Consider the following 22,733-nt stretch of genomic DNA (forward strand, 5'->3'; position numbering starts at 1 on the left):
CTCACTTGATGTACGGCTTTCCGTCGGCGGCGGGTGCCCGCGAGCGGCCGACGAACCCGGCGACGGCGAAGATCGTCACGACGTAGGGCAGCATGAGCATGAACTCGCTCGGTACCGGCGAGCCGATGATGCCCAGCACGTTCTGCAGGTTGGTCGCGAAGCCGAACAGCAGCGCCGCGAGGGTGGCCTTGATCGGATGCCACTGGCCGAAGATCACCGCGGCGAGGGCGATGAAGCCCATACCGTTGGTCATCTCCTTGTTGAACGCACCGACCGCGCCGAGAGTGAAGTACGCCCCGCCGAATCCGGAGACGACGCCGCCCAGGGTGACGGCAATGAATCGGGTGCGGTTGACGTTGATGCCGACCGTGTCGGCGGCTTGCGGATGCTCACCCACGGCCCGCACGCGTAGGCCCCACTTGGTGCGAAACAGGCCGAAGAACACCAGGGCGACAGCGACATACATGACGTAGACGATGATGGTCTGGCGAAACAGAACCGGGCCGATGATCGGGATTTCACTGAGCAGCGGAATGTTCAGCCGCGGAAAGACATCCGGTGAGTTGAGGTTGGCACTCGGGGCGAGCACCTGCGAGTAGAGAAAGCTCGTGAGCCCGATCACGAGCACGTTCAGCACGACACCGACGATGACCTGGTCGACGAGGTACTTGAGTGCGAAGGCAGCCAATACCATCGACACGAGCGCCCCGGCCACCATGGCGGCGAGCAGGCCGAGGTAGGGGTTGCCCGTGGCAGAGGCGACAACGGCGGAGCTGAAAGCCCCGGCGAGCAGCTGCGCCTCGATGGCTACGTTCACGACGCCGGCGCGTTCCGACAGCACGCCGCCGAGAGCGCCGAAGATGAGCGGGGCGCTGAGGGTGACGGTGCCGATCAACAGTCCGGGAACGGGAATGGTCGAGCCGGACGCCGCCCAGGCCAGAAAGCCGATCAGGAACAGCAGCGCGAACACGATGGTCAGCACGATCGGGATCTTGCGGTGGCGATAAACCAGCCAGGCCGACGCCACCGCCATGAGCACGAGCACAACGGCGACGACCACCCCGGTCACGAAGGTCGGTAGGGCAACCTCGGGGAGTTGGATGAAGTCACGCGCCTCCGACAGTCGGAAGGTGCTGAGCTCACCCCGCTGACCGCGTCCGAGCCCGACAAACAGGAGCACCGAGGCGATGGCAAAGGCGCCGAACGTGATCGGAATCTTCCAGCTGCGAACCTGCGCCGTCAGCTTGACGATCGGGGCCGACGACGGCAGCGGCGCGGAATCTTGCGTGATCGTACTCATTTCGCCACCACCTCATTGGTCTTGCGCGTCTTGACGTCGCGAATTTCGGGTCCTTTGGTGGTGCCCGGAGTCGGCAGGTGGAATATGGCCCGCACCAGCGGCGGGGCTGCGATGAACAGCACGATAAGCGCCTGCACGACCACGACGATATCGATTGGCACCCCTTCAGCAGCCTGCATCGCGAACCCGCCGGCCTTGAAAGCACCGAAGAGGATACCGGCGGCAAAGATGCCCCAGGGTTTTGAACGACCGAGCAGCGCGACGGTGATGGCGTCGAAGCCGATGCCGGCGTCGATGCCGGCACCGAACCCGGTGGTCACCGTGCCCAGGACTTGGTTGATGCCAGCCAGGCCCACAAGCGCGCCCGAGATGGCCATGGCGTACAGGTAGACGTTCTTCACGTTGATGCCGGCTACCCGGGCCGCGCTGGGGTTTTGTCCGACGGCGCGAAACTGAAAGCCCAGGTTGGACCGGCTGAGCAGCCACCAGACGAAGATTGTGGCCGCGATGACCGTGAGAAAGCCGGCATGGAGGTTGTAGCGCGGGCCGAACAGTTCAGGGAACACCGCCGTCGCTGCCATGGGCGGCGTCTTCGGGTTGTTGCTGCCTGGAGCCTGCAGCGCACCGGGGGTGCGCAGCAGGAACTGAATCAAGTACAGCGCCACGAAGTTCAGCATGATCGTGACGATCACCTCGTGGGCTCCGGTGCGGGCTTTGAGCAGGCCGACAATTCCACCCCAGAGCGCACCGCCGAGCAGACCGGCAACAATCGCGACGATCAAGTGGATGCCGGCGGGCAGTTCCACTGCAAAGGCCACCCAGCCGGCCGCGCCGGCAGCGATGAGCATCTGCCCGCGGCCACCGATATTGAACATGCCGACCCGGAAGGCGAGGCCGACGCCGAGACCCGCCGCGATCAGCGGCGTGGCAAAGGTGAGGGTCTCGGTCAGGGGGCGAATAGCGTTGAAGAAGTTTGGGGCGCGAAAGTTATAGATGGACCCTTGAAACAACGCCGAGTATGCACCCGCAACGGCCTCCCAGACGGCCCCGACCAGGTCGGTCGGTCGGGAAAAAAAGTAGCCGGCCGTTTCCTGCACGCGATCGTTCGTGAACGCGATCAGTACCGCGCCGACAACGAGGGCGAGCACCACTGCGAGCACGGAGATCATTGCGCTGCCGCCGGTGATATCGCGCAGGGCCTGGGTCCACCGTTCGGAGCCGTCCTTCTTCACAACGCCGGGTACCGGATCGGGACCTGGCGCCGGCGCGGCGGCTGTCGTGTCACTCACCGCGCGGCCTCTGCTGCCGGGGCGGGCTCGCCAGCCATCATGAGGCCGAGCGTGGCCCGGGGGGTGTTGCCGGGAACGATGCCCACTATTTCTCCTCGATACATCACCGCGATGCGGTCGGCAAGAGCCACGACCTCGTCGAGCTCGGTGGAAACGACAATGACCGGAATGCCGGAGTCCCGGGTTTCAATGATGCGGGTGTGCACGAATTCGATCGACCCGACATCGAGCCCGCGGGTCGGCTGCGCCGCGACGAATAAGCGCAGGTTGCGGCTTAGCTCGCGCGCGAGCACGACCTTCTGCTGGTTGCCACCGGAAAGCCGACCGGCTTCCATCTCGCTGCCCTGCGACCGAATGTCGAACTCCGCAATTTTCTCGGCGGCGAACTTGGCCCGAAATCCCAGCTGCAGGTTACCGGCCTTCACAAACGGTGCCCCCGAGCTGCGGTCGAGCATGAGGTTCTCGGCGATGCTGAAGTCGGCGACGAGACCGTCTTCGGTGCGGTCTTCGGGTACGAATCCGACGCCGGAGTCGAGAATGTGCCGCACGCTGTAGCCGCGCAGTGGTTTGCCGTCGAGCTCGATCGACCCGGTGACGTGGTGCTGCAGGCCCAGTAGCGCTTCGGTAAGTTCCGTCTGGCCGTTGCCCTGCACTCCGGCAATGGCGAGCACCTCGCCGGCCTGCACGTCGAAGCTGACGTTGTTTACGACGATCTGGTTGCGCGAATCGACCACCGAGAGGTTCTGCACCGATAGCGCGGTGCCTCGCAATTCGGGTGAATTCTTGTGCACCGTCAGTTCGACGGCACGGCCGACCATCAGGGAGGCAAGCTCCGCGTTGGTCGCGGTCGGCGAAGCTTCACCAACCACGGTTCCCAAGCGGATGACCGTGATGCGGTCAGCGACGGCGCGCACCTCCCGCAGTTTGTGCGTGATGAACACGATCGAGGTGCCGGACTCGGCGAGCTGACGCATGATGATCATGAGCTCGTCAGTTTCCTGCGGGGTGAGCACGGCGGTGGGTTCGTCGAACACCAGCACCTTGGCGTCCTGGGATAGCGCCTTAATGATTTCCACTCGCTGCTGCACACCGACCGGAAGGTCTTCGATGAGCGCGTCGGGGTCGATGTCAAAGCCGAAACGGTCAGAGACCTCCCGCACCTTGGCCCTGGCTGCGCTCAGATCAAGTCGACCACCGAAGGTGGTTTGCTCGTGGCCGAGAACGACGTTCTCGGCCACGGTGAATACCGGAACGAGCATGAAGTGCTGGTGCACCATGCCGATCCCGGCCTTCATGGCGTCGCCCGGACCGGCAAACTTCTGGACCTTGTCGTCGAGCAAAATTTCGCCCTCTTCGGCGACATACAGTCCGTACAGCACGTTCATCAGGGTGGACTTGCCAGCGCCATTCTCGCCCAGCAGGGCGTGAATTTCACCCGACTCGACGGTGAGGGAGATGTTGTTGTTGGCGACCAGCGCACCAAAGCGCTTGGTGATGCCGCGAAGTTCGAGCTTCATTCATCCTGAATTCTTGGGGTAGCGCCGGCGGGATCACTGCGCGGGGGGAACGAAATGGGGAGGCCGACAATTCGGCCTCCCCAGGTCACTACAGCGTATTACTGCTTGGGCGAAGCGGGCGATTCGACCGTGATCGAACCGTCGATGATGCCGGCCTTGATCGCGTCGAGCTCGTCAACCATGGTCGCGGCAACCTTGGATTCGAAGTTGTGGAACGGAGCAACGCCCACGCCGTCGTTGTCCAGGGTCCCGACGAACGGGGTGGCGTCGAAATCGTCGGCGCCAGCCTTTGCCACCACCTCGGCCACGCCGACCTTCATGCCCTTGAGGATGCTGGTCAAAAACAGGTCAGCACCGTCTGGGTAGGTCTCGTAGAGGTCGGCGTCCACGCCGATCATGGCGATGTCCTTACCCGAGCTCTTGACGGCCTCGATCGCGCTCAGGAAGATCGGTCCACCAACGGGCAGAAGCACGTCGGCGTTCTGGTCGATCAGGGCCTGAGCCTTGGCGAGCGAGTCGACTCCGGCGGCGAAGCCACCGGTGAACGAACCCGTCTGGGATGCGACGTCCCAGCCGACGGTCTGAACGGTGGTGTCGTTCTGCTCGTTGTAATATGCGACGCCGTCAGCGAAGCCATCCATGAAGATGGTGACCGGCGGGATCTGCAGTCCACCGTAGGTTCCAACGACGCCGGTCTTGCTGTAGCCAGCGGCCGCATAGCCGGCCAGGAAGGCGGCCGGAGCGGTGTCGAAGACAATGGGCTTGATGTTCGGCGCGTCGATCTCACCGTTGAAGTCGAGGTCGGCCGTGTCATCGATGATCGCGTAGTTGACCTCGGGGTTGGCCAGGGCCGACTCCACGGTCGCGGCAGCGAGGTTGAAGCCGACGGTGACGATCAGGTTGCAGCCCTGGTCGACAAGGTTCTGAACGTTGGACTGGTAATCGGTCTCGGCGGCGGATTCGACCGTGATCGGTTCAACCCCAAGGGTCTCGGAGGCCTCGGTAAGCCCCTCAAAACCGAGCTGGTTGAACGATTTGTCGTCGAAACCACCCTCGTCAGACACCATGCAGGGCAGAAAATCGCTCGCCGCGGCGGAGTTGTTGTCGGTGGTGGCGGGAGCCTGAGCACAGGCGGCGAGCATCGCCACGGTACCGAACATTGCAAGACCGGTAAGTACGGTCTTCCGGGTCGAAATTGTCAAGAGGACCTCCAGGGTGCTGCCCAGCGAGATTTCACGGGCGTGGTGGGGTCCACGTTACCCAATGTGAAGCTGCGCGGATGAGCATTGTGGGTGCGCGACCGAGTCGTTACCAAGCCGCGACATTAACTAGGCGATTCTTCTCTTATTGGGGCGAACTGGGGCCCTCGACGACGATGATCCCCGCTATGATCGCGGACCGTATCTGCTCGATTTCGTCGACCAATTCCACCGAGACCAGGGCGGACTGATCATGGAAGTCAGCAATTTCGACGCCGCCGTTCTTGAGCGTGCCGACGAACGGCTCATTGTCGAAGTTGCCGTCCAGGTCGGCTCCGATCGCTTCCACGACCGCAGCGGATGTATTTTTTAATACGCTGGTGAGTACGACCGACTGAAACTGGGTCGGCAGGGTGACGTATCCGTCGTTGTCGACCCAAATAATGGAGACGCCCGGTGTCTCGATCGCAGCAGCGGCTGCGCCCTGCCCCACCTGGCCCGCTACCGGCAGGATGATGTCTGCGCCCAGGTCGATGAGCGACTGGGCGAGAGCCTTCCCCTTGTTGACATCTTCGAAGTCGCCGGTGAAGCTGCCGTCCTGGGTGTCCTTGTTCCAGCCAAGAACTTGCACGTCAGCCTGGTGCTTGTCGTTGTACATGGCGACGCCGTCGACGAAGCCATCCATGAACAGGGTGACGGGCGGCTGGTTGCCGCCACCGAAGGTGGCCACTATGCCGGTCTTGCTCACGCCGGCGGCGAGATAGCCGGCCAGAAACGAGGCCTGAGCGGTGTCGAACACGATCGGTTTCACGTTGGGGGCTTCGACGACCTCGTCGACGATCGCGAAGTGTACGTCGGGGTTGGCGGTCGCCTCGGCGAGGGTGGCATCGGCGAGTTCAAAGCCGACGGTGAGAACGAACTGGCATCCGGTCGCGACGGCCTGACTCACATTGGGTGCCAGGTCGGTCTCCGATGTCGACACGATCGCATCGGTGTCAATGCTGTACTTCGTCGCCGCCTCCTGCAGCCCCTCCCAACTGGACTGGTTGAAGGACCGGTCGTCGAGACCGCCCGAGTTCGTGACCATGCGAGCGCAGTAGTCGGGCTCCGTCGCATCCGTTGTCGCGGTGGGTGTCGGCGCCTGCGCGCAACCGACCAGCAGCAGAGCAGACGCCGCGAGGGCAGAAACAGCAATCAAGTGACGCATAGAGACACTCCCTTAAGCATGAACTGGAATTCTAGTCAGTGCGAACCCAACACCGGTACGGGTCTAGAGCACATCGCTCGACCCGGACAGCTTCAGCGCGTCGACGACCGCCTTGACCTTCTGGGCGTTCGCGCTCGTGGTGACCAGCAACGCGTCGGGCGTGTCGATCACGACAATGTCTTCGACGCCGATCAACGCGATCATGCGGCCGGTGTGGCTGACCACGATGCCGCTCGACGAGTCGGCGAGCACCCGTGCTCCTTCGCCGAGGATGGCAAGGTTAGCTTTGCGTCCACCCGAGTGCAGCTTGGCGATCGAGGCGAAGTCACCCACGTCGTCCCAGTCGAATTGGCCGGGAATCACGACAAGCTTGCCGGCGGCGGCGGCCGGTTCGGCTACCGAGTAGTCGATGGCGATTTTCTTCAGGCGCGGCCAGACTTGATCGACGACGGCGCCACGGGCCGGGGTATCCCAGGCTGCGGCCAGTTCGAGCAGCCCGGCGTGCAGCTCGGGCTCGGCCGCCTCAATCTCGGCCAACAGGCGATCGGCACGGGCAATGAAAATGCCGGCGTTCCACAAGTAACAGCCATCAGCGAGGTAGCGCTCAGCGACGTCGGGGCTGGGCTTTTCGACAAAGGAGTCAACGGCCAGGGCACTCGGTGCCCCGTCGATAGCCAAAGAAGCGGCGCTTTTGATGTACCCGAAGCCGATCGCGGGCTCGGTCGGCCGAATGCCGATCGTGACGATATAGCCGGCATCCGCTGCGACAACCGCCTCCGTCACCGCCGAGCGAAACAGCGCATCGCCCTTGATGACATGGTCGGCAGGGAACGACCCGATGATCACGCCGGGTTCACGCAGCTCTAAGATGGCCGCGGCGAGGCCAATCGCGGCGGTCGAGTCGCGCGGTTCGCTCTCGAGTACGACGTTCGGGTCGGTCAGTTCGGGCAACTGCTGTTCAACGGCCGCACGGTGCGCCCGCCCGGTGACGACCATGATGCGCTGTTCGTTCGAAAGCGGAACGAGGCGGTCCCACGTGTCGCGCAGCAGGGTGTGCCCTGACCCGGTGAGGTCGTGCAGAAATTTAGGGGCATCCGCTCGCGACAGCGGCCACAGCCTTGAGCCGATGCCGCCGGCGGGGATGACGCTATACAGGCGGTCGATGGGCTCAGTGGACGTAATCATGGGCCCAGACTATCCGGCGCCTGCACTCCGACGGCCCGCGACCACTGTTCATGCGCCCGTTACTCGGCGGCAATGCTCGTTGCTTACTCTCAAACCATGCGGATCGCAGTAATCAGCGAAAGTTTTCTCCCCACCGTGAGCGGTGTGACCACGAGCGTCTGCAGGGTGCTCGAGCACCTGGCCGCCACCGGTCACGAGGCCATGGTCATCGCCCCCCACGGCGCCCCCGCCGAGTACGCCGGTTTTCCGGTGCACACCGTCTCCGCGGTCCACTACCGTGAGTTTCCGGTCGGCATGCCGAGCCCGCAGGTGCAGAAACTGCTCGCCGACTTTCGCCCCGATGTGCTGCACGCAGCCTCGCCGTTCCTGCTCGGCGCCCAGGGCATCAGCGCCGCCAACCGGCTCGATATTCCCTCGGTCGCGATCTTTCAAACGGATGTCGCCGGCTACGCACACCGAAACCACCTCGGTCCCGCCACGGCCCTGGCCTGGCGGTTTGTGAAGTGGGTGCACGAGGGCGCCACCCGCACTCTCGTTCCATCGTCGTCGTCGATGGCTGCCCTGGTCCGCCTCGGCGTTCCCCGGCTGGCGATGTGGACTCGCGGAGTCGACCTCGCCGCGTTCCACCCAAATCTGAAGAATGACCCGGCGGTCGCCGCCCTGCGGGAACGAATTGCGCCGCAACACGAAGCCCCCACGGGCTCCGGCGCGAAGCGTGACGTGATTGTCGGGTATGTCGGCCGTATGGCCCCGGAAAAGCAGGTGGAGCGACTGCGTGCGCTGCGCGGGGTGCCGGGCATCCGCTTGGCCCTCGTCGGAGACGGGCCGAGCGTTCCTTCTATTCGGCGCGCTCTCTCGGGCATGCCGGTCACCTGGCTGGGACGCCTGTCGGGCCGCGAACTGGCCGTTGCCTATGCGAGCTTTGACGTGTTCGTGCACGCGGGCACCGAGGAAACCTTTGGACAAACGCTGCAGGAAGCGCACTCCGCCGGCCTGCCCGTGATCGCCCCGCACGCTGGCGGACCGATCGACCTCGTGACGCACGGCGTAAACGGCTACCTGTTTCGGCCGGACGACGACGGTGACCTGCGGCACTGGGTGTGCCAGCTCGTGCGTGACCCCATGCTGCGCGCACGCATGGGCGAAGCTGGTCGTCGCGCTGTGCTCGGGCGCTCCTGGCCGACGGTCTGCGCCGAACTCGTCGAGTACTACGAGCAGGCCATCGACGAGCGTCTGGCCGTGCGCGCCGACACGCACGTGCCACCCTCGATGCAGCGTTAGGTCACCCTAACCGGCACAAGCGGGCGGAGCGCTTGTAGAATAATGTCAGGTGCGGATAGCGCATTCTCGGTCTCACTAAAGAGCCATTATTCAGCCAGGGAGGGTTGTTCATGCCACAGACGGCAGGAACCCTAGATTCTCAGCAGAAGACGACGTCACGTCGCCCCGCCGGCACCCTTTATCGGGGTAACACAGGCATGTGGTCGTGGGTATTGCACCGCATCACCGGCGTCGCAATTTTCTTCTTTCTGCTCGTTCACATTCTCGATACGGCACTCGTACGAGTCAGCCCCGAAGCATACAACGCGGTCATCTCGCAGTACCAGACGCCGATTATGGGACTCGGTGAAGTCGCACTCGTTGGCGCCATCGTGTTCCACGCGTTCAACGGACTGCGCATCATTCTGATCGACTTCTGGAACGCCAAGTACCAGCGGGTGCTGTTCTACGTCGTCATCGGCCTCTGGGTCGTCACCATGCTGGGCTTCGTGCCACGCCACCTCATCAACGTGTTCAGCCACTAGGGGGCGACAAAATGACTTCAACAATCGAAGCTCCCCGCAGCCCGTACACCCGCTCTACCAGGAAGAGCGGTGTCAACTGGGAAAAGTGGGGCTGGATCTACATGCGTGTCTCCGGCGTCGTGCTGGTCGTGCTCATCTTCGGCCACCTGTTCGTCAATCTCATGATCGGCGAGGGCGTCAGTGCCCTGAACTTCGCGTTCGTCGCCGGCAAGCTGGCGAGCCCGTTCTGGCAGACCTGGGACGTACTCATGCTTTGGCTCGCCCTTATTCACGGCGGCAACGGAATGCGCACCCTCGTCAATGACTATGCGACCTCGCGAATCAGCCGCGGCATCCTGAAGGTCGCGATTCTGGTCAGCGTCGTCTCACTGATCGTTCTCGGAACCCTTGTGGTTTACACGTTCGATGCCTGCCCGGCCGGTTCGCCCGCCGACCTTCTTCCCGCTGTCTGCTCAACCCTTTAGGAGCTGCACAAACTCATCATGACGACACCTGCACCCGCGCCCACCTCCACCCTTGTGGACGGCGTTCACTACCACCAGTTCGACATCGTGATCGTGGGAGCGGGTGGGGCTGGTATGCGTGCCGCCATCGAAGCCGGCCCCCACGCCAGCACAGCAGTCATCTCCAAGCTCTACCCGACGCGTTCACACACCGGTGCAGCGCAGGGCGGTATGGCTGCGGCCCTGGCCAACGTCGAGGAAGACAACTGGGAGTGGCACACCTTCGACACGATCAAGGGTGGCGACTACCTGGTCGATCAGGACGCTGCCGAGATTCTGGCCAAGGAAGCCATCGACGCGGTCATCGACCTCGAGAACATGGGCCTGCCATTCAACCGCACCCCAGAGGGCAAGATCGACCAGCGTCGTTTCGGCGGCCACACCCGCGATCACGGCAAGAGCCCGGTTCGCCGCTCCTGCTACGCCGCCGACCGCACCGGCCATATGATTCTGCAGACGCTGTACCAGAACTGTGTCAAGCGCGGCATTAACTTCTTCAACGAGTACTACGTGCTCGACCTCGTCATGACCAACGTCGACGGCGTCGACCAGCCGTCGGCCGTGGTCGCCCTCGACCTGTCGAGCGGCGAGCTGCACGTGTTCCAGGGCAAGGCGTTCATCTTTGCCACCGGCGGTTTCGGCAAGATCTACAAGACCACCTCCAACGCGCACACCCTCACCGGTGACGGTGTCGGTATCGTCTGGCGCAAGGGACTTCCGCTCGAGGACATGGAGTTCTTCCAGTTCCACCCGACCGGCCTGGCCGGGCTGGGCATCCTCTTGACCGAGGGAGCCCGCGGTGAGGGAGCCATTCTGCGGAACGCCAGCGGTGAGCGCTTCATGGAACGCTACGCGCCGACCATCAAAGACCTCGCCCCGCGGGACATCGTCTCGCGCTGCATGCTCAAGGAGGTCGCTGAGGGTCGTGGCGCCGGGCCGGAGAAGGACTACCTCTACCTCGACTGCACGCACCTCGGCAAGGAACTGCTCGAGACCAAGCTGCCCGACATCACCGAGTTCGCCCGAACCTACCTCGGCGTTGACCCGGTTACCGAACCGGTGCCGGTCATGCCGACCGCGCACTACGCGATGGGTGGAATCCCCACCAACGTGAAGGCCGAAGTCTGGCGCAACAACGAGCAGGTCGTTCCCGGCCTGTACGCCGCCGGCGAATGCGCCTGCGTCTCGGTGCACGGCTCCAACCGCCTCGGCACCAACTCGCTGCTCGACATCAACGTGTTTGGCAAGCGCGCCGGCAACAACGCGGTCGAATACGTCAAGACGGCCTCGTTCACTCCCCTGCCGGAAGACCCGGCCAAGGAGGTGCGCGAACTGCTGGAAGGCATCCGCTCGTCGACCGGAACCGAACGCATTTCCGTGCTGCGCAAGATTCTGCAGGAAGAAATGGACAAGAAGGCCCAGGTGTTCCGCACCGACGAGTCTCTCGCCGAGGTCACCGAGACCATTCACCTGCTGCGTGAGCGTTACAAGAACATCGGCGTGCAGGACAAGGGCCGACGGTTCAACACCGACCTGCTCGAGGCGGTCGAACTGGGCTTCCTGCTCGACCTCGCTGAGGTTGTCGTCTACTCCGCCCGCAACCGCAAGGAAAGCCGCGGCGGACACCAGCGTGAGGATTACCTCGTGCGCGACGACGAGAACTACCTCAAGCACACCATGGCGTACCTGAAGGGTGACGCCCTGAGCGCGGATGCCGCCGACCACATCAAACTCGACTGGAAACCGGTTGTCATCACCCGCTACCAGCCGATGGAGAGGAAGTACTAGTGAGTTCCGCCACGATTGATCAAAAGCCCGTCGTTCCCGAGGAGATCAAGTCCTTCACGGTCACGCTCATTATTCGTCGGTTCAACCCGGAGGTCGACAGCGAGCCGCACTGGCAGGACTTCGACGTGCAGATGTACCCGACCGACCGTGTGCTCGACGCGCTGCACAAGATCAAGTGGGACCAGGACGGTTCGCTGACCTTCCGTCGCTCCTGCGCCCACGGCGTCTGCGGCTCGGATGCCATGCGCATCAACGGCCGAAACCGCCTGGCCTGCAAAACGCTCATGAAAGACCTCGACATCACGAAGCCCATCTACGTGGAGGCCATCAAAGGCCTGCCGCTGGAGAAGGACCTCATCGTGGACATGGAGCCGTTCTTCGACTCGTTCAAGGCGGTGCAGCCGTTCCTCATGAACAGCGTCACCCCGGAGAAGGGTAAGGAACGCATTCAGACGGTTGCCCAGCGCGCCCGTTTCGACGACACCACCAAGTGCATCCTGTGCGCCGCGTGCACGTCGAGCTGCCCGGTGTTCTGGACCGACGGCCAGTACTTCGGGCCGGCCGCGATCGTCAACGCGCACCGCTTCATCTTCGACTCCCGCGATGAGAATGCGGCCGTGCGCCTCGACATCCTCAACGACAAGGAAGGCGTGTGGCGTTGCCGCACGACCTTCAACTGCACCGAAGCCTGCCCTCGCGGGATTCAAGTGACCCAGGCCATCGCCGAGGTCAAGCAAGCCATCATGCGCGGCAAGGCGTAACTGCTCGATCTGTTGTGAAGATACCCCCGTCGATTCGACGGGGGTATTTTGGTCGGTCGAATAAGCTGACACGGTGAAAGAGCTTGTAGAGCGCGTTTTTGCTTGGCGCCCCGTGCGGGTCGTGACCCATTTCAACACCGTGGGTGGTGGCATCCTGGCCGCCGGAATGTCCTACCAGGCGATCTTCGCCATCTTCGCGGCCGTCTGGGTGGGCTTCTCTATTGCCGGTTTGTACCTGACCGCGAACCAGGGACTGCTGAATGCCCTGTACGCGATCATCAACCAGTCGGTTCCCGGCCTTATCGGTACCAACGGCATCATCGACCCTGAGCTGCTCGCTACCGCTGGCATTCTTACCTGGACCGGTGCCATCGCACTAATCGGACTGCTCGTGACCGCACTGGGGTGGCTCTCCGCGACGGCGCAGGCCGTGCGCACCGTGTTCGACATGCCCCAACAGACCACATTTTTTCTCTGGGTCAAGTTGCGCGAGCTCGGCCTCGGGCTGGTGTTTGGCCTCGCCCTCATTCTGTCGGCGTTGGTCTCACTCGCGAGCACCGCGCTGCTCGGTGCGTTGTTCGGGATCTTTCAGATACCCCAGGACTCGTTTTTCTACGAGGCTTCGGCCAGGGTGACCGGCCTCATCGTCGTACTTGTCATCGACACCCTCACGCTGGTCGGTCTATTCCGGGTGCTGTCCCGGGTGCGCATTCCCTGGCGGCGGCTGTTCACTGGCGCTCTGCTTGGCGGAATCGCACTCGGCGTGCTCAAGTATCTTGGCGGCGCCCTACTCGGCGGAGCCAGCCGCAATCCATTGCTCGCGACCTTCGCCGTGATCATCGGGCTGCTGATCTGGTTTAATCTGGTGAGCACGGTGACGTTGGTCGCCGCGTCCTGGATTGCGGTCGGCATGAACGACGCGGGAATTCCGCCCCACACGCTCCGTGCTGATGAAGCCGCCGAAAATCAGGAGCGGCGCATGCACGATGCCCTGCGGCTGACCGCGCACTCCGAACTGACCGCAGCGAGGGCCGACCTCGATGCATCGCCCTGGTATGCCCGCTGGAGCGCACGTCGACGGCTCCGCGCGGCTGAAAACGTCGTTGACGGGTATGCCAGGGCGGATGCGGCCGACGCCCGTAAGTAGACTTGACCCATGCCTCAAGCCAAACCGCTCCGCATTGCCAGCATCAACACAAACGGGGTGCGAGCCGCCTACCGCAAGGGTATGGGCGAGTGGCTGAACGAGCGTGACGTGGATATCCTTGCCATTCAAGAGGTGCGCGCCTCCACCGAAGACCTTGAAGGGTTGCTCGGGCCGGACTGGAACATTCTGCACGACGCCGCTACGGCCAAGGGCCGGGCCGGGGTCGCGCTCGCCAGCCGTTCTGGCGCATCCATTCACCGGATAACTCTGGGGGCAGAGGAATTCGACAGTGCCGGCCGCTGGCTCGAGGCCGACTACGAGGTCAATGGCCAGATCATTACCGTCGTGAGCACCTATGTGCACTCGGGCGAGACCGACACCCCCAAGCAGATCGAGAAGTATAAATTTCTCGACGCCATGATCGCCCGGCTGCCCGAACTGACCGCGCACAGCCCGCTCGCGCTCGTGCTCGGCGACCTCAACGTGGGCCATCGCACGCTTGACATCAAGAACTGGCGCGGTAACAAGAAACACGCGGGTTTTTTGCCGGAAGAGCGTGAGTATTTCGACCGTATCCTCGGGGCAGAAGGTGACGAGCGCTACAACGCGGGTGCCGGACTGGGCTGGGTCGATGTCGGGCGCAAATGGGCCGGTGAGGTCGAAGGACCATACACGTGGTGGTCCCAGCGCGGGCAGGCCTTCGACAACGACACCGGGTGGCGCCTGGACTACCATCTGGCCAGCCCAGAGCTGGCGGCATCCGTTCTGAATTATGCGGTCGACCGGGCCGCGGCGTACGACCAGCGCTGGAGCGACCACTCCCCCGTCGTTGTCGACTATGACCTTTCTGGAGACAAGTCATGACCAAACCACGCTTGTATTCGGGCATGCAGCCCTCCGCCGAGTCTCTGCAGATTGGCAACTATATTGGAGCGCTCCTGAACTGGAAGTCGCTGCAGCAGACGCACGATGCGTTCTTCTCCATCGTCGACCTGCACGCCATCACCGTCGCTCAGGAGCCGGCCAAGCTACGCGAAAACACGCGTGGCACGGCGGCGCAGTACATTGCGGCCGGGATCGACCCGTCGGCGTCGACTCTGTATGTGCAGTCGCACGTCGCCGCGCACGCCCAGCTGGCCTGGGTGCTCAACACGATCACCGGGTTCGGTGAGGCGAGTCGCATGACGCAGTTTAAGGACAAGTCCGTGCGGCACGGCGCCGACGCGACATCCGTTGGACTGTTCGCCTACCCGACGCTGATGGCGGCGGATATTCTGCTGTACCAAACCACGGTCGTGCCGGTTGGGGAAGACCAGCGTCAGCACGTGGAGCTCACCCGCGACCTCGCCCTGCGCTTCAACTCACGGTTCGGCGACACCTTCACGATTCCCGAAGTGGCCATCGTGAAGGAGACCGCGAAGATCTACGACCTGCAAAATCCCACGTCAAAAATGAGCAAGTCGGCCGAATCGCATGCCGGTATCATCTGGCTGCTTGATGAGCCCGGCGTCACCAGGAAGAAGATCATGCGAGCCGTGACGGATGCCGACGGCGGCGTGGTCTTCGACCGCGAGAACAAACCGGGCGTGGCCAACCTGCTCACGATCTACTCCGTACTGGCGTCGCAATCAATCGAGTCGCTGGAAAACGAGTACGCCGGGCGTGGCTACGGCGACCTGAAGAAGGGACTCGTCGAGGTAGTTCTGGGTACGTTCGATCCAATCCGCCAGCGTGTGGCTGAGCTGCTGGGTGATCCGGCCGAGCTCGACCGGGTTCTCGCATCCAACGCGGCCCGGGCTGCTACTGTCGCAAATGAAACCCTGGCAACCGTCTACGACCGCGTCGGTTTTCTGCCCCCTCGCTGATGCAGCCGTTCTCGCTTTCCTCACCGCTGGTGCTGCTTGGTGCACCCGTGGCCAAAGACACCGACCGGGTCTTCGAGTATTGCCAGGACCCGCTCTTTGAGCGCTACCTGACCGTTCCGTGGCCCTACCGCTTGGAGCACGCCGAAGGATTCCTCGGTGAGTATGTTCCCGCCGGATGGATGTCGGATCGGGAATATACCTGGGCGTTGCGGGACCCCGCCGGGCCAGAACTGCTGGGCGTGATCGCTCTGCGCTTGACGGGCGAATCCGTCGCTGCGGACGCCTCCGTTCACCGAGTGGGATCAATCGGATTCTGGCTGGGCGCCCCGCACCGTGGCCGCGGGCTCATGCCCGAGGCGCAGCGGCTCGTCGCCGATTGGGCGTTCGCGGCGCAAATCATCAATGTGATGCACTGGGAATGCCTGCTCGGAAACGTCGCGTCAGCCCGAGCGGCGTGGAAGTCGGGCTTTCGATATTCCGGCATGGGGCCATCCATCGCAGCCTACCGGGACGGAAGCCACCCCGACTCCTGGCAGGGCCACCTTTGCGCGGAAGATGACCGCAGTCCGCAGCCCGGTTGGCCCGCAGAGGCCCTCGCCCGATGAAGCCGCCGAGGGTTGTATTGTTCGACCTCGACGACACCCTGTTCGCGCACCGCGCCGCGGTCGCTGACGGCATTCTGCTGCACCTCGACCGGGTCGGTGGCGCCTTCGCATCCAGCGACCGCACAGCGGCGGCGGTGCTCTGGCGTGCCCTCGAAGAGGAGCACTATCACTCGTACCTCGCTGGCGCCCTCACCTTTGCCGGCCAGCGCCGTGCCCGCGCCCAGGACTTCGCCGCCTCGTTCGAGATCGTGCTGACCCACACCGAAGCAGATCAGTGGTTCGACGAGTATTTCCAGAGCTACCGGTCTAGTTGGCGGCTGCACGACGATGCGCTCCCCTGCTTCGAGGAGCTGTCCGAGGTGATTCCCGCGGTGCGCTTTGGCCTCATCACGAACGGCGACCCTGTTTTTCAGGGCGATAAAATTCGTCGTGTCGGCTTGGCCGACAAGTTCGAGCAGGTCGTCACCTCGGGTGCGCTCGGCTTTGCCAAGCCCGACGCCCGCATCTTCGAGCATGCCTGCGCGCTCTTTGGCGTGCCGGTCGAGGAGGCGGTTTACGTGGGAGATCGACTACGCACGGATGCGGTGGGCGCGGCCGCCGCGGGGCTGACAGGGGTCTGGCTCGACCGAGCCGGAGCATCCGCTGCCGCCGTCGCCGGCGTGGCCGCTGCCGCCGTGGCCGACACAAACGATGCCGCCCGCCTCGGAGTTCTTCGCATCGACACTCTCGCCAGCCTGCCGGGCCTGTTTGCCGCCCGTCCCGGGGCATAACTCCTGCAAATTACCAGCTCTGCTCGTCGAGGGCCCGAATTGCGGGCTTCTGTGTCGGCTCGCGCAAAATCTGCAGGAGTTACGCGCCACGGATGCCCGCTGCCTGGGCGATGCTGAAGACTCGGGGGCTCCCATGCCGGCAAATGTCGACGAGCTTCTGAAGGGCCCGAAGTACGCCTTCCGGATCGAACATGATGTCCTGATAGAGCACGCGGAGTGTCACATAGCCGAGGGCTGCCAACAAACGATCCCGGGTGCGATCGCGAATGTGCTCCTCCCAGGTTTTGTGGTGACTCTGACTGTCCGCCTCAACGACTACACAGCCCTCAACCAGTATGTCGACCCGGCCGACCCTGTCGATGTACACCTGGATGTCGCAGCGGTACCCGGCGGAGCGGAACAAGTCGCGAACGACGGACTCTTGGCCTGCATCCACTCGTGCGTCGATGCGGGAACGAAGACCGCCGTGCTTATCGGGGATATGGGCGAAGATCTCATCGAGGTCGGCTGCCCGAATCTTGTGCTCGTGTAGGGCTGTGTCGAGCGCCGCCAAAGCGAAGCGAGGTTCCTGACACTGGATAATCTGGGCGAGGGCGTCACGGGGCCCGACGCAGTATTCGGTGCCATCCGCGCTGTCGATGAGCGGCCACCAGTGCAGCTCGACGCCGTCCCGCGGCGCGGCAGCCAGCGGAACGTGTCGACTTTGGGGGCTACGCAGACGGGAGGCCTCCCGCGGAATGTGCACGTGCGTAAATTGCGAATCGAAGGCAAAAAAACCGATCTCCCGGGCCGCCGATACGCACGCTTCGCGCCCACCGACGCGAACCGCCTCCAGGGTGTGGCGGTCAGTTTCCGGCAACGCATAATGATCGCGACGCACTCGGATGAGCGTGTTGCTACGCACTGCTGCCGTGATGTGTTTGGGTCGCATGCCGCTGTTCAATAAGTCCTGTCGGCTGACGATGCGGCACTGGCCAGCCTGGGAGGTGAGAAATGGGTTCATGCAGACGATCGTCGTCATTCTCCAGTCACTGTGACCTCCCCGCAACCAATCTGGGGACAGCGCTTTGAGCCGCCTGTGCATAACTCTTCCGTGGTTACTCTTCCATTCCGCACCTCACAAGTGGGGCGCATAACTCCTGCAATCTCTGCCCCCGTTCGCAATCTGGCCCCGAAACACGCGGGTCGACCGGACCACGACATCAATTTGCAGGAGTTACGCGTTCGGGTCATCGCCGAGTAACGCCGGTCACCCAAAGGGCCCTCGAGCCGGATTCACGGATCGCCGGGCGCACACCGGGGCATAACTCCTGCAAATTGCAGGCGTTGTAGTTGAGAACCGCGAAAACACGGGCCTACAAAAATTCCACGCGGCAAATTGCAGGAGTTATGCGGCCAGGCAGAGAAGAAGCGCCCGGCGTTCAGAGGGGTGAGGTCTACCGCACGTCGTCGTCTACCCAGTCGAGGGTCTTCGTTACGGCTTTCTTCCAGTTGCGCAAGAGACGAGCGGCTTCCTCTGGATCCAGGGCAGGCTCCCAGCGGGAGTCCTCCTGCCAGTTGGCGCGGAGGTCGTCGAGCCCGCTCCAGAAGCCGACCGCCAGGCCGGCCGCGTAGGCGGCGCCGAGCGCGGTGGTCTCCGCGACGACCGGACGAACGACGGGTACGCCGATGATGTCGGCCTGGAACTGCATGAGCAGGTCGTTGGCCGTGGCACCACCGTCGACCTTCAACTCGGTCAGCGGCACCCCGGAGTCTGCGTTGACCGCATCGAGCACCTCGCGGGTCTGATACGCGATGGCCTCAAGCGCAGCACGGGCGATGTGGCCCTTGTTCACATAGCGGGTGAGACCCACGAGCGCTCCGCGGGCGTCCGACCTCCAGTACGGAGCGAACAGGCCGGAGAAGGCCGGCACGAAGTAGGCTCCACCGTTGTCGGTGACCGTCTTGGCCAGGTCTTCGATCTCGGAGGCATTCTTGATGATGCCGAGCTGGTCCCGCATCCACTGCACGAGCGAGCCGGTGACGGCGATCGAACCCTCGAGCGCGTAGTGCACCGGGGCGTCGCCGAGCTTGTAGCCCACGGTGGTCAGCAGCCCGTTCTTCGAGTGGATGATGTCGGTTCCGGTGTTGAAGATCAAAAAGTTACCGGTGCCGTAGGTGTTCTTCGCCTCGCCTTGGTCGAAGGCAGCCTGGCCGAAGGTCGCGGCCTGCTGGTCGCCGAGGATTCCGGCGATCGGCACCTCGCGCAGCAGGCTGTGTCCGCTTGCAGTGCCGTACACTTCTGAGGACGATTTGATCTCGGGCAGCATCGACTTCGGCACATTGAAGATGGCTAGGATCTCATCGTCCCACTGCAGGGTTTTCAGGTCCATGAACATGGTGCGGCTGGCGTTGGTGACGTCGGTCGCGTGCACGCCGCCCTCGATGCCGCCGGTCAGGTTCCAGAGCACCCAGGAGTCGGTGGTGCCAAACAGAAGGTCGCCGGCATCCGCTTTGGCGCGGGCGCCCTCGACGTTTTCCAGGATCCAGACGATCTTGGTGCCGGAGAAATAGGTGGCCAGCGGTAGGCCGACCGTCGCCTTGAACCGGTCGACGCCGCCATCCGCTGCGAGTCGATCGACGATCGGCTGGGTGCGGGTGTCCTGCCAGACGATGGCGTTGTAGACGGGCACACCGGTGTTTTTGTCCCAGACGACAGCGGTTTCGCGCTGGTTGGTGATGCCGACGGCCTCGATGTCGTGGCGGGTGATGTTTGCCTTCGACAGCGCCTGGCCGATGGCCTCACGGGTGTTGTCCCAGATCTCTTTCGGGTCATGTTCGACCCAGCCGGCCTGCGGCAGAATCTGTTCGTGCTCAAGCTGACCGGTCGAGATGATCGACCCGGCCTTGTCAAAGATGATCGCGCGGGAGCTCGTGGTTCCCTGGTCGATGGCGAGAACGTACTTGGCCATGTGTAACTCCTTTGTTGTTCCAGGTGAGAAATACGATGTTGAAACGATAAAGACTACGTCGGCAGTCCTAGCCCAGGACGGGCAGCAGCACACCCGATGAGGCGCCGGCGAGCACACCGCCGATGATAGGGCCGAGAACCGGAACCCAGGAGTAAGACCAGTCGCTGCCGCCCTTGCCCTTGATCGGCAGCAGGAAGTGCGCGATGCGGGGACCGAGGTCACGTGCGGGGTTGATGGCATACCCGGTGGGCCCACCGAGTGAGGCACCGATGGCGATCACGAGCAGCGCCACCGGCAGTGCGCCGAGTGCGGCCAGCCCGCCAGCCTCGCCGTTGCGGCCGAAGCCGATGACGACGAAGACGAGTACGAAGGTGCCGATGATCTCGGTGACGAGGTTCCACCCATATGAGCGGATGGCCGGCCCGGTCGAGAAGACCCCGAGCTTGTTGGCGGCATCCGGCTCTTGGTCGAAGTGGGGCTTGTAGGCGAGCCAGACGACAACGGCCCCGAGAATGCCACCGATCATCTGCGCCCCGATGTAGGTCAACGTTGATACCACGTTGACGGGCACGCCGGAGCCGAAGGTGTCTTCCCCGCTCGCGATGAGACCAAGGGTGACAGCCGGGTTCAGGTGGGCGCCGGAGTTGTAGGCGGCGATAACGCCGGCGTAGACCGCGAGGCCCCAACCGATCGTGACCATGAGAAAGCCACCGCCGACGCCCTTGTTCTTGGCGAGTGCGACGTTGGCCACCACACCACAGCCGAGTAATACGAGGATGGCCGTTCCCACGACCTCTGACATAAAGACGACACCGAGATTGTCCACATTGACCTTTCAGATGGGGTGCTGTTCACCGCACGGAACAGTGTTGTCGAGCGCGGCTGTCGAGCGTGCTGTCTATCAACGTATCGGCGCACGGGCCAAAGTGAGCAGGTTTCTCTTGCACGTTCGTGCAGATTGTCACTACTCGTCAGCCCCCAGGCGGGCTTGGTCGACCAGGACGGCTTGGTCGACCAGGACGGCTTCGGCGACCGGGGCGAGGTCGACCCCGTGCACGTCGATCAAGGTACCGCGAGCCAGCTCGATCTCGGCAGCGCAGCGTGCGGCATTCCAGCCAAGAACGGGAGCGACAACGAGCGCGATCTCCTCGATCAGAGGAGTGGTCACCGCGCCGACGAAGGCCAGGCTGGTGCGGCGCAACAGCACGTCACTCAGCCGCACGACGCCTTCGGAACCGGCTAAAAACTCGATTTCGCGGCGCGTATAGTCGGTGTTGTGCCGGAGGGGGGCATCCGCTGGGCCGACCGGATCGATGAGAAAGTCAATAACCTCGTTCGCTCTGGTGCCGTAGCGAGCGAGCAGGGCCGCGGCGCGATCGGTGCCGACCGCGTCGCCGTGGGCTTGGACCCAAACCAGTTGGGCTTCCTCCGACGCTGGCCAGTCGCGGCCGCCACCGATAGCGAGACCCTCGGTAGAGACGGTGCGAGGCAGTCCGAGCAGTTTCAGGATGTCGGTGCCCAGGTTCTCGGCGAGAGCGCGGAAGGTGGTCCACTTGCCGCCGACCAGGCTGAGAAGGGTGCCGTCGGCCGCGTCGGTGCGGGGCAGCGGACGGGACTCGATGCGGTAGTCGCGGGAGACGAAACCCGGTGTTTCATCGTCGTGTCGCGGCAATGGACGCACACCGGCGAAGCGAAACACGATGTGCGAACGATCGACCCGCACCGTTGGAAAAACGTGCGCGATCAGATCGAAGAAGTAATCGATCTCGTCTTCGGTGCAGCGAATGGGCTGGGTCATGTCGTGCTCGAGGTCGGTGGTGCCGACCAAAACGCGGCCCTTGAGCGGGTAGATCAACACGATGCGGCCGTCTTCGTGCTCGAAGAAGATCTCCCGACCTCCGGTCGCTGCGAGCAGTTCCGGGTTGTCCAGCACGACGTGGGACCCCTTGGTGCCGCCCATAAATGTGCTCGGCTGGCCGAGAGCATCATTGGTCAGGTCGGTCCATGGCCCGCTCGTGTTGACGACGACATCCGCTTGAAATCGAAATTCCTCGCCGGTGATCACGTTGCGCAGGAGCACGCCGCTTTCATCCATGCCGGCCGCCTCGACATAGTTGGCGGCACGAGCGTGCGGGCCGGCATCGAGGCCGTCGCGCAGGACGTCGAGGGCGAGGCGTTCGGGATCGTGCATGGCGGCGTCGTAGTAGGTGGCCGTGTACTTCAGGCCGGGGTTCAGCAGCGGCAGGGCGGCGAGTGCCTTGGTGCGGCCCCTGAATTCGTGGCGGGGTACCGATCCGCCGTCACGCGAGAAGGCGTCGTAGATCATCATGCCGATTTTGATAAGCATCGCGCCGCGCTCGACGTGCTTGGCGCCTTGCTTGTGGGTGAGAAAGCGCAGCGGCGCGGCCATCACGCCCGAAAAGGTCGAAAAGATGGGGATGGTCGTCTGCAAGGGCTTGACGTAGTGCGGCGCGATCTTGAGCAGGCCGTTGCGTTCCTCGACCGACTCCTTGACCAGTCGGAACTCGCCATTTTCGAGGTAGCGCACGCCGCCGTGGATCATGTGCGAGCTGGCCGAGGAGGCGCCGGAAACGTAATCGTTCTTCTCCACGATGACCACGTCGACGCCCTGTAGGGCTAGATCACGAAAGGTCGCGATGCCGTTGATACCAGCACCGATGATGAGCACCTGGGCGCTCGGGCGATCGGCGATTGCGGTCGAAGTCTGTGAGTTGAGGAACGACATTGTTGTCACCTTTGTCTCGGGGATTGCCCGATAATCTGCACGGGACAAGCCGTATGAATAGATGTAGTCTGACACTTCGACACAATTTCTCAATC

Annotated in this window: 20 protein-coding genes; 10 read left to right on the forward strand and 10 right to left on the reverse strand. The window is 63.4% G+C overall.

Features of this window, described 5'->3' with window-relative positions:
- Position 1 precedes the first annotated feature (1 nt).
- From E3T51_RS00840 to E3T51_RS00865, 6 genes are all read right to left on the reverse strand, one after another.
- Positions 2–1,300 (reverse strand): ABC transporter permease, encoded by a 1,299-nt coding sequence (locus tag E3T51_RS00840; RefSeq protein ID WP_134526266.1) that lies wholly within the window; start codon positions 1,298–1,300, stop codon positions 2–4.
- Positions 1,297–2,589, reverse strand: a complete 1,293-nt coding sequence (locus E3T51_RS00845) for an ABC transporter permease (RefSeq protein ID WP_420898394.1) — start codon at positions 2,587–2,589, stop codon at positions 1,297–1,299. Before E3T51_RS00845 ends, E3T51_RS00840 begins: the two co-directional genes overlap by 4 nt.
- Entirely contained in the window at positions 2,586–4,106 is a 1,521-nt protein-coding gene (locus tag E3T51_RS00850; protein ID WP_134526269.1) for an ABC transporter ATP-binding protein, read from the reverse strand. Before E3T51_RS00850 ends, E3T51_RS00845 begins: the two co-directional genes overlap by 4 nt.
- A gap of 98 nt (positions 4,107–4,204) precedes the next feature.
- Complete coding sequence (locus E3T51_RS00855) at positions 4,205–5,308, reverse strand: BMP family lipoprotein (protein WP_104191168.1); 1,104 nt, start codon at positions 5,306–5,308, stop codon at positions 4,205–4,207.
- A 142-nt stretch (positions 5,309–5,450) separates the two neighbouring features.
- Positions 5,451–6,512, reverse strand: a complete 1,062-nt coding sequence (locus tag E3T51_RS00860) for a BMP family lipoprotein (RefSeq protein ID WP_134526271.1) — start codon at positions 6,510–6,512, stop codon at positions 5,451–5,453.
- 63 nt (positions 6,513–6,575) lie between these two features.
- Positions 6,576–7,697, reverse strand: a complete 1,122-nt coding sequence (locus E3T51_RS00865; RefSeq protein WP_134526274.1) for a mannose-1-phosphate guanylyltransferase — start codon at positions 7,695–7,697, stop codon at positions 6,576–6,578.
- 96 nt (positions 7,698–7,793) lie between these two features.
- Between E3T51_RS00865 and E3T51_RS00870 the strand changes: the two genes are divergently transcribed.
- The 10 genes from E3T51_RS00870 to E3T51_RS00915 all read left to right on the forward strand — a co-directional run bounded on the left by E3T51_RS00870 (position 7,794) and on the right by E3T51_RS00915 (position 16,941).
- Positions 7,794–8,978, forward strand: coding sequence for a glycosyltransferase family 4 protein (locus E3T51_RS00870; protein ID WP_134526277.1), 1,185 nt, complete (start codon positions 7,794–7,796; stop codon positions 8,976–8,978).
- Between the two features lie 110 nt (positions 8,979–9,088).
- Positions 9,089–9,502, forward strand: coding sequence for a succinate dehydrogenase, cytochrome b556 subunit (gene sdhC, locus E3T51_RS00875; protein ID WP_104191172.1), 414 nt, complete (start codon positions 9,089–9,091; stop codon positions 9,500–9,502).
- Between the two features lie 11 nt (positions 9,503–9,513).
- Positions 9,514–9,966, forward strand: a complete 453-nt coding sequence (locus E3T51_RS00880) for a succinate dehydrogenase hydrophobic membrane anchor subunit (RefSeq protein ID WP_134526280.1) — start codon at positions 9,514–9,516, stop codon at positions 9,964–9,966.
- Positions 9,967–9,984: 18 nt separating this feature from the next.
- Positions 9,985–11,793, forward strand: coding sequence for a succinate dehydrogenase flavoprotein subunit (sdhA, locus tag E3T51_RS00885; protein WP_104191174.1), 1,809 nt, complete (start codon positions 9,985–9,987; stop codon positions 11,791–11,793).
- Positions 11,793–12,554, forward strand: coding sequence for a succinate dehydrogenase iron-sulfur subunit (locus tag E3T51_RS00890; RefSeq protein ID WP_134526283.1), 762 nt, complete (start codon positions 11,793–11,795; stop codon positions 12,552–12,554). The genes sdhA and E3T51_RS00890 overlap by 1 nt, the downstream gene beginning before the upstream one ends.
- Positions 12,555–12,627: 73 nt before the next feature.
- A complete protein-coding gene (locus E3T51_RS00895) occupies positions 12,628–13,701 on the forward strand; it encodes a YihY/virulence factor BrkB family protein (protein WP_134526286.1) in 1,074 nt (357 codons plus the stop codon).
- 9 nt (positions 13,702–13,710) lie between these two features.
- Positions 13,711–14,565: an exodeoxyribonuclease III gene (locus tag E3T51_RS00900; RefSeq protein WP_134526289.1), complete on the forward strand. Its 855-nt coding sequence runs from the start codon at positions 13,711–13,713 to the stop codon at positions 14,563–14,565.
- The gene (gene trpS, locus E3T51_RS00905) at positions 14,562–15,566 is read left to right on the forward strand and encodes a tryptophan--tRNA ligase (protein WP_134526292.1); all 1,005 of its coding nucleotides are present in this window, start codon (positions 14,562–14,564) and stop codon (positions 15,564–15,566) included. Before E3T51_RS00900 ends, trpS begins: the two co-directional genes overlap by 4 nt.
- Before the next feature lie 47 nt (positions 15,567–15,613).
- The gene (locus E3T51_RS00910) at positions 15,614–16,171 is read left to right on the forward strand and encodes a GNAT family N-acetyltransferase (protein WP_166806332.1); all 558 of its coding nucleotides are present in this window, start codon (positions 15,614–15,616) and stop codon (positions 16,169–16,171) included.
- Positions 16,168–16,941, forward strand: a complete 774-nt coding sequence (locus E3T51_RS00915; protein WP_134526298.1) for an HAD family hydrolase — start codon at positions 16,168–16,170, stop codon at positions 16,939–16,941. Before E3T51_RS00910 ends, E3T51_RS00915 begins: the two co-directional genes overlap by 4 nt.
- Before the next feature lie 79 nt (positions 16,942–17,020).
- Here E3T51_RS00915 and E3T51_RS00920 read toward each other — a convergent pair whose 3' ends face one another.
- From E3T51_RS00920 to E3T51_RS00935, 4 genes are all read right to left on the reverse strand, one after another.
- On the reverse strand, positions 17,021–17,962 hold the full coding sequence (locus E3T51_RS00920; RefSeq protein ID WP_166806333.1) for an endonuclease domain-containing protein: 942 nt from the start codon (positions 17,960–17,962) through the stop codon (positions 17,021–17,023).
- A 415-nt stretch (positions 17,963–18,377) separates the two neighbouring features.
- The gene (gene glpK / locus E3T51_RS00925) at positions 18,378–19,892 is read right to left on the reverse strand and encodes a glycerol kinase GlpK (protein WP_134526304.1); all 1,515 of its coding nucleotides are present in this window, start codon (positions 19,890–19,892) and stop codon (positions 18,378–18,380) included.
- 67 nt (positions 19,893–19,959) lie between these two features.
- On the reverse strand, positions 19,960–20,694 hold the full coding sequence (locus E3T51_RS00930) for an MIP/aquaporin family protein (RefSeq protein ID WP_134526812.1): 735 nt from the start codon (positions 20,692–20,694) through the stop codon (positions 19,960–19,962).
- Positions 20,695–20,856: 162 nt separating this feature from the next.
- Positions 20,857–22,638, reverse strand: a complete 1,782-nt coding sequence (locus E3T51_RS00935; RefSeq protein ID WP_134526307.1) for a glycerol-3-phosphate dehydrogenase/oxidase — start codon at positions 22,636–22,638, stop codon at positions 20,857–20,859.
- Between the last annotated feature and the right edge of the window lie 95 nt (positions 22,639–22,733).

Source organism: Cryobacterium serini (genome assembly GCF_004404025.1).
In the GTDB taxonomy this organism is placed as follows: domain Bacteria; phylum Actinomycetota; class Actinomycetes; order Actinomycetales; family Microbacteriaceae; genus Cryobacterium; species Cryobacterium serini.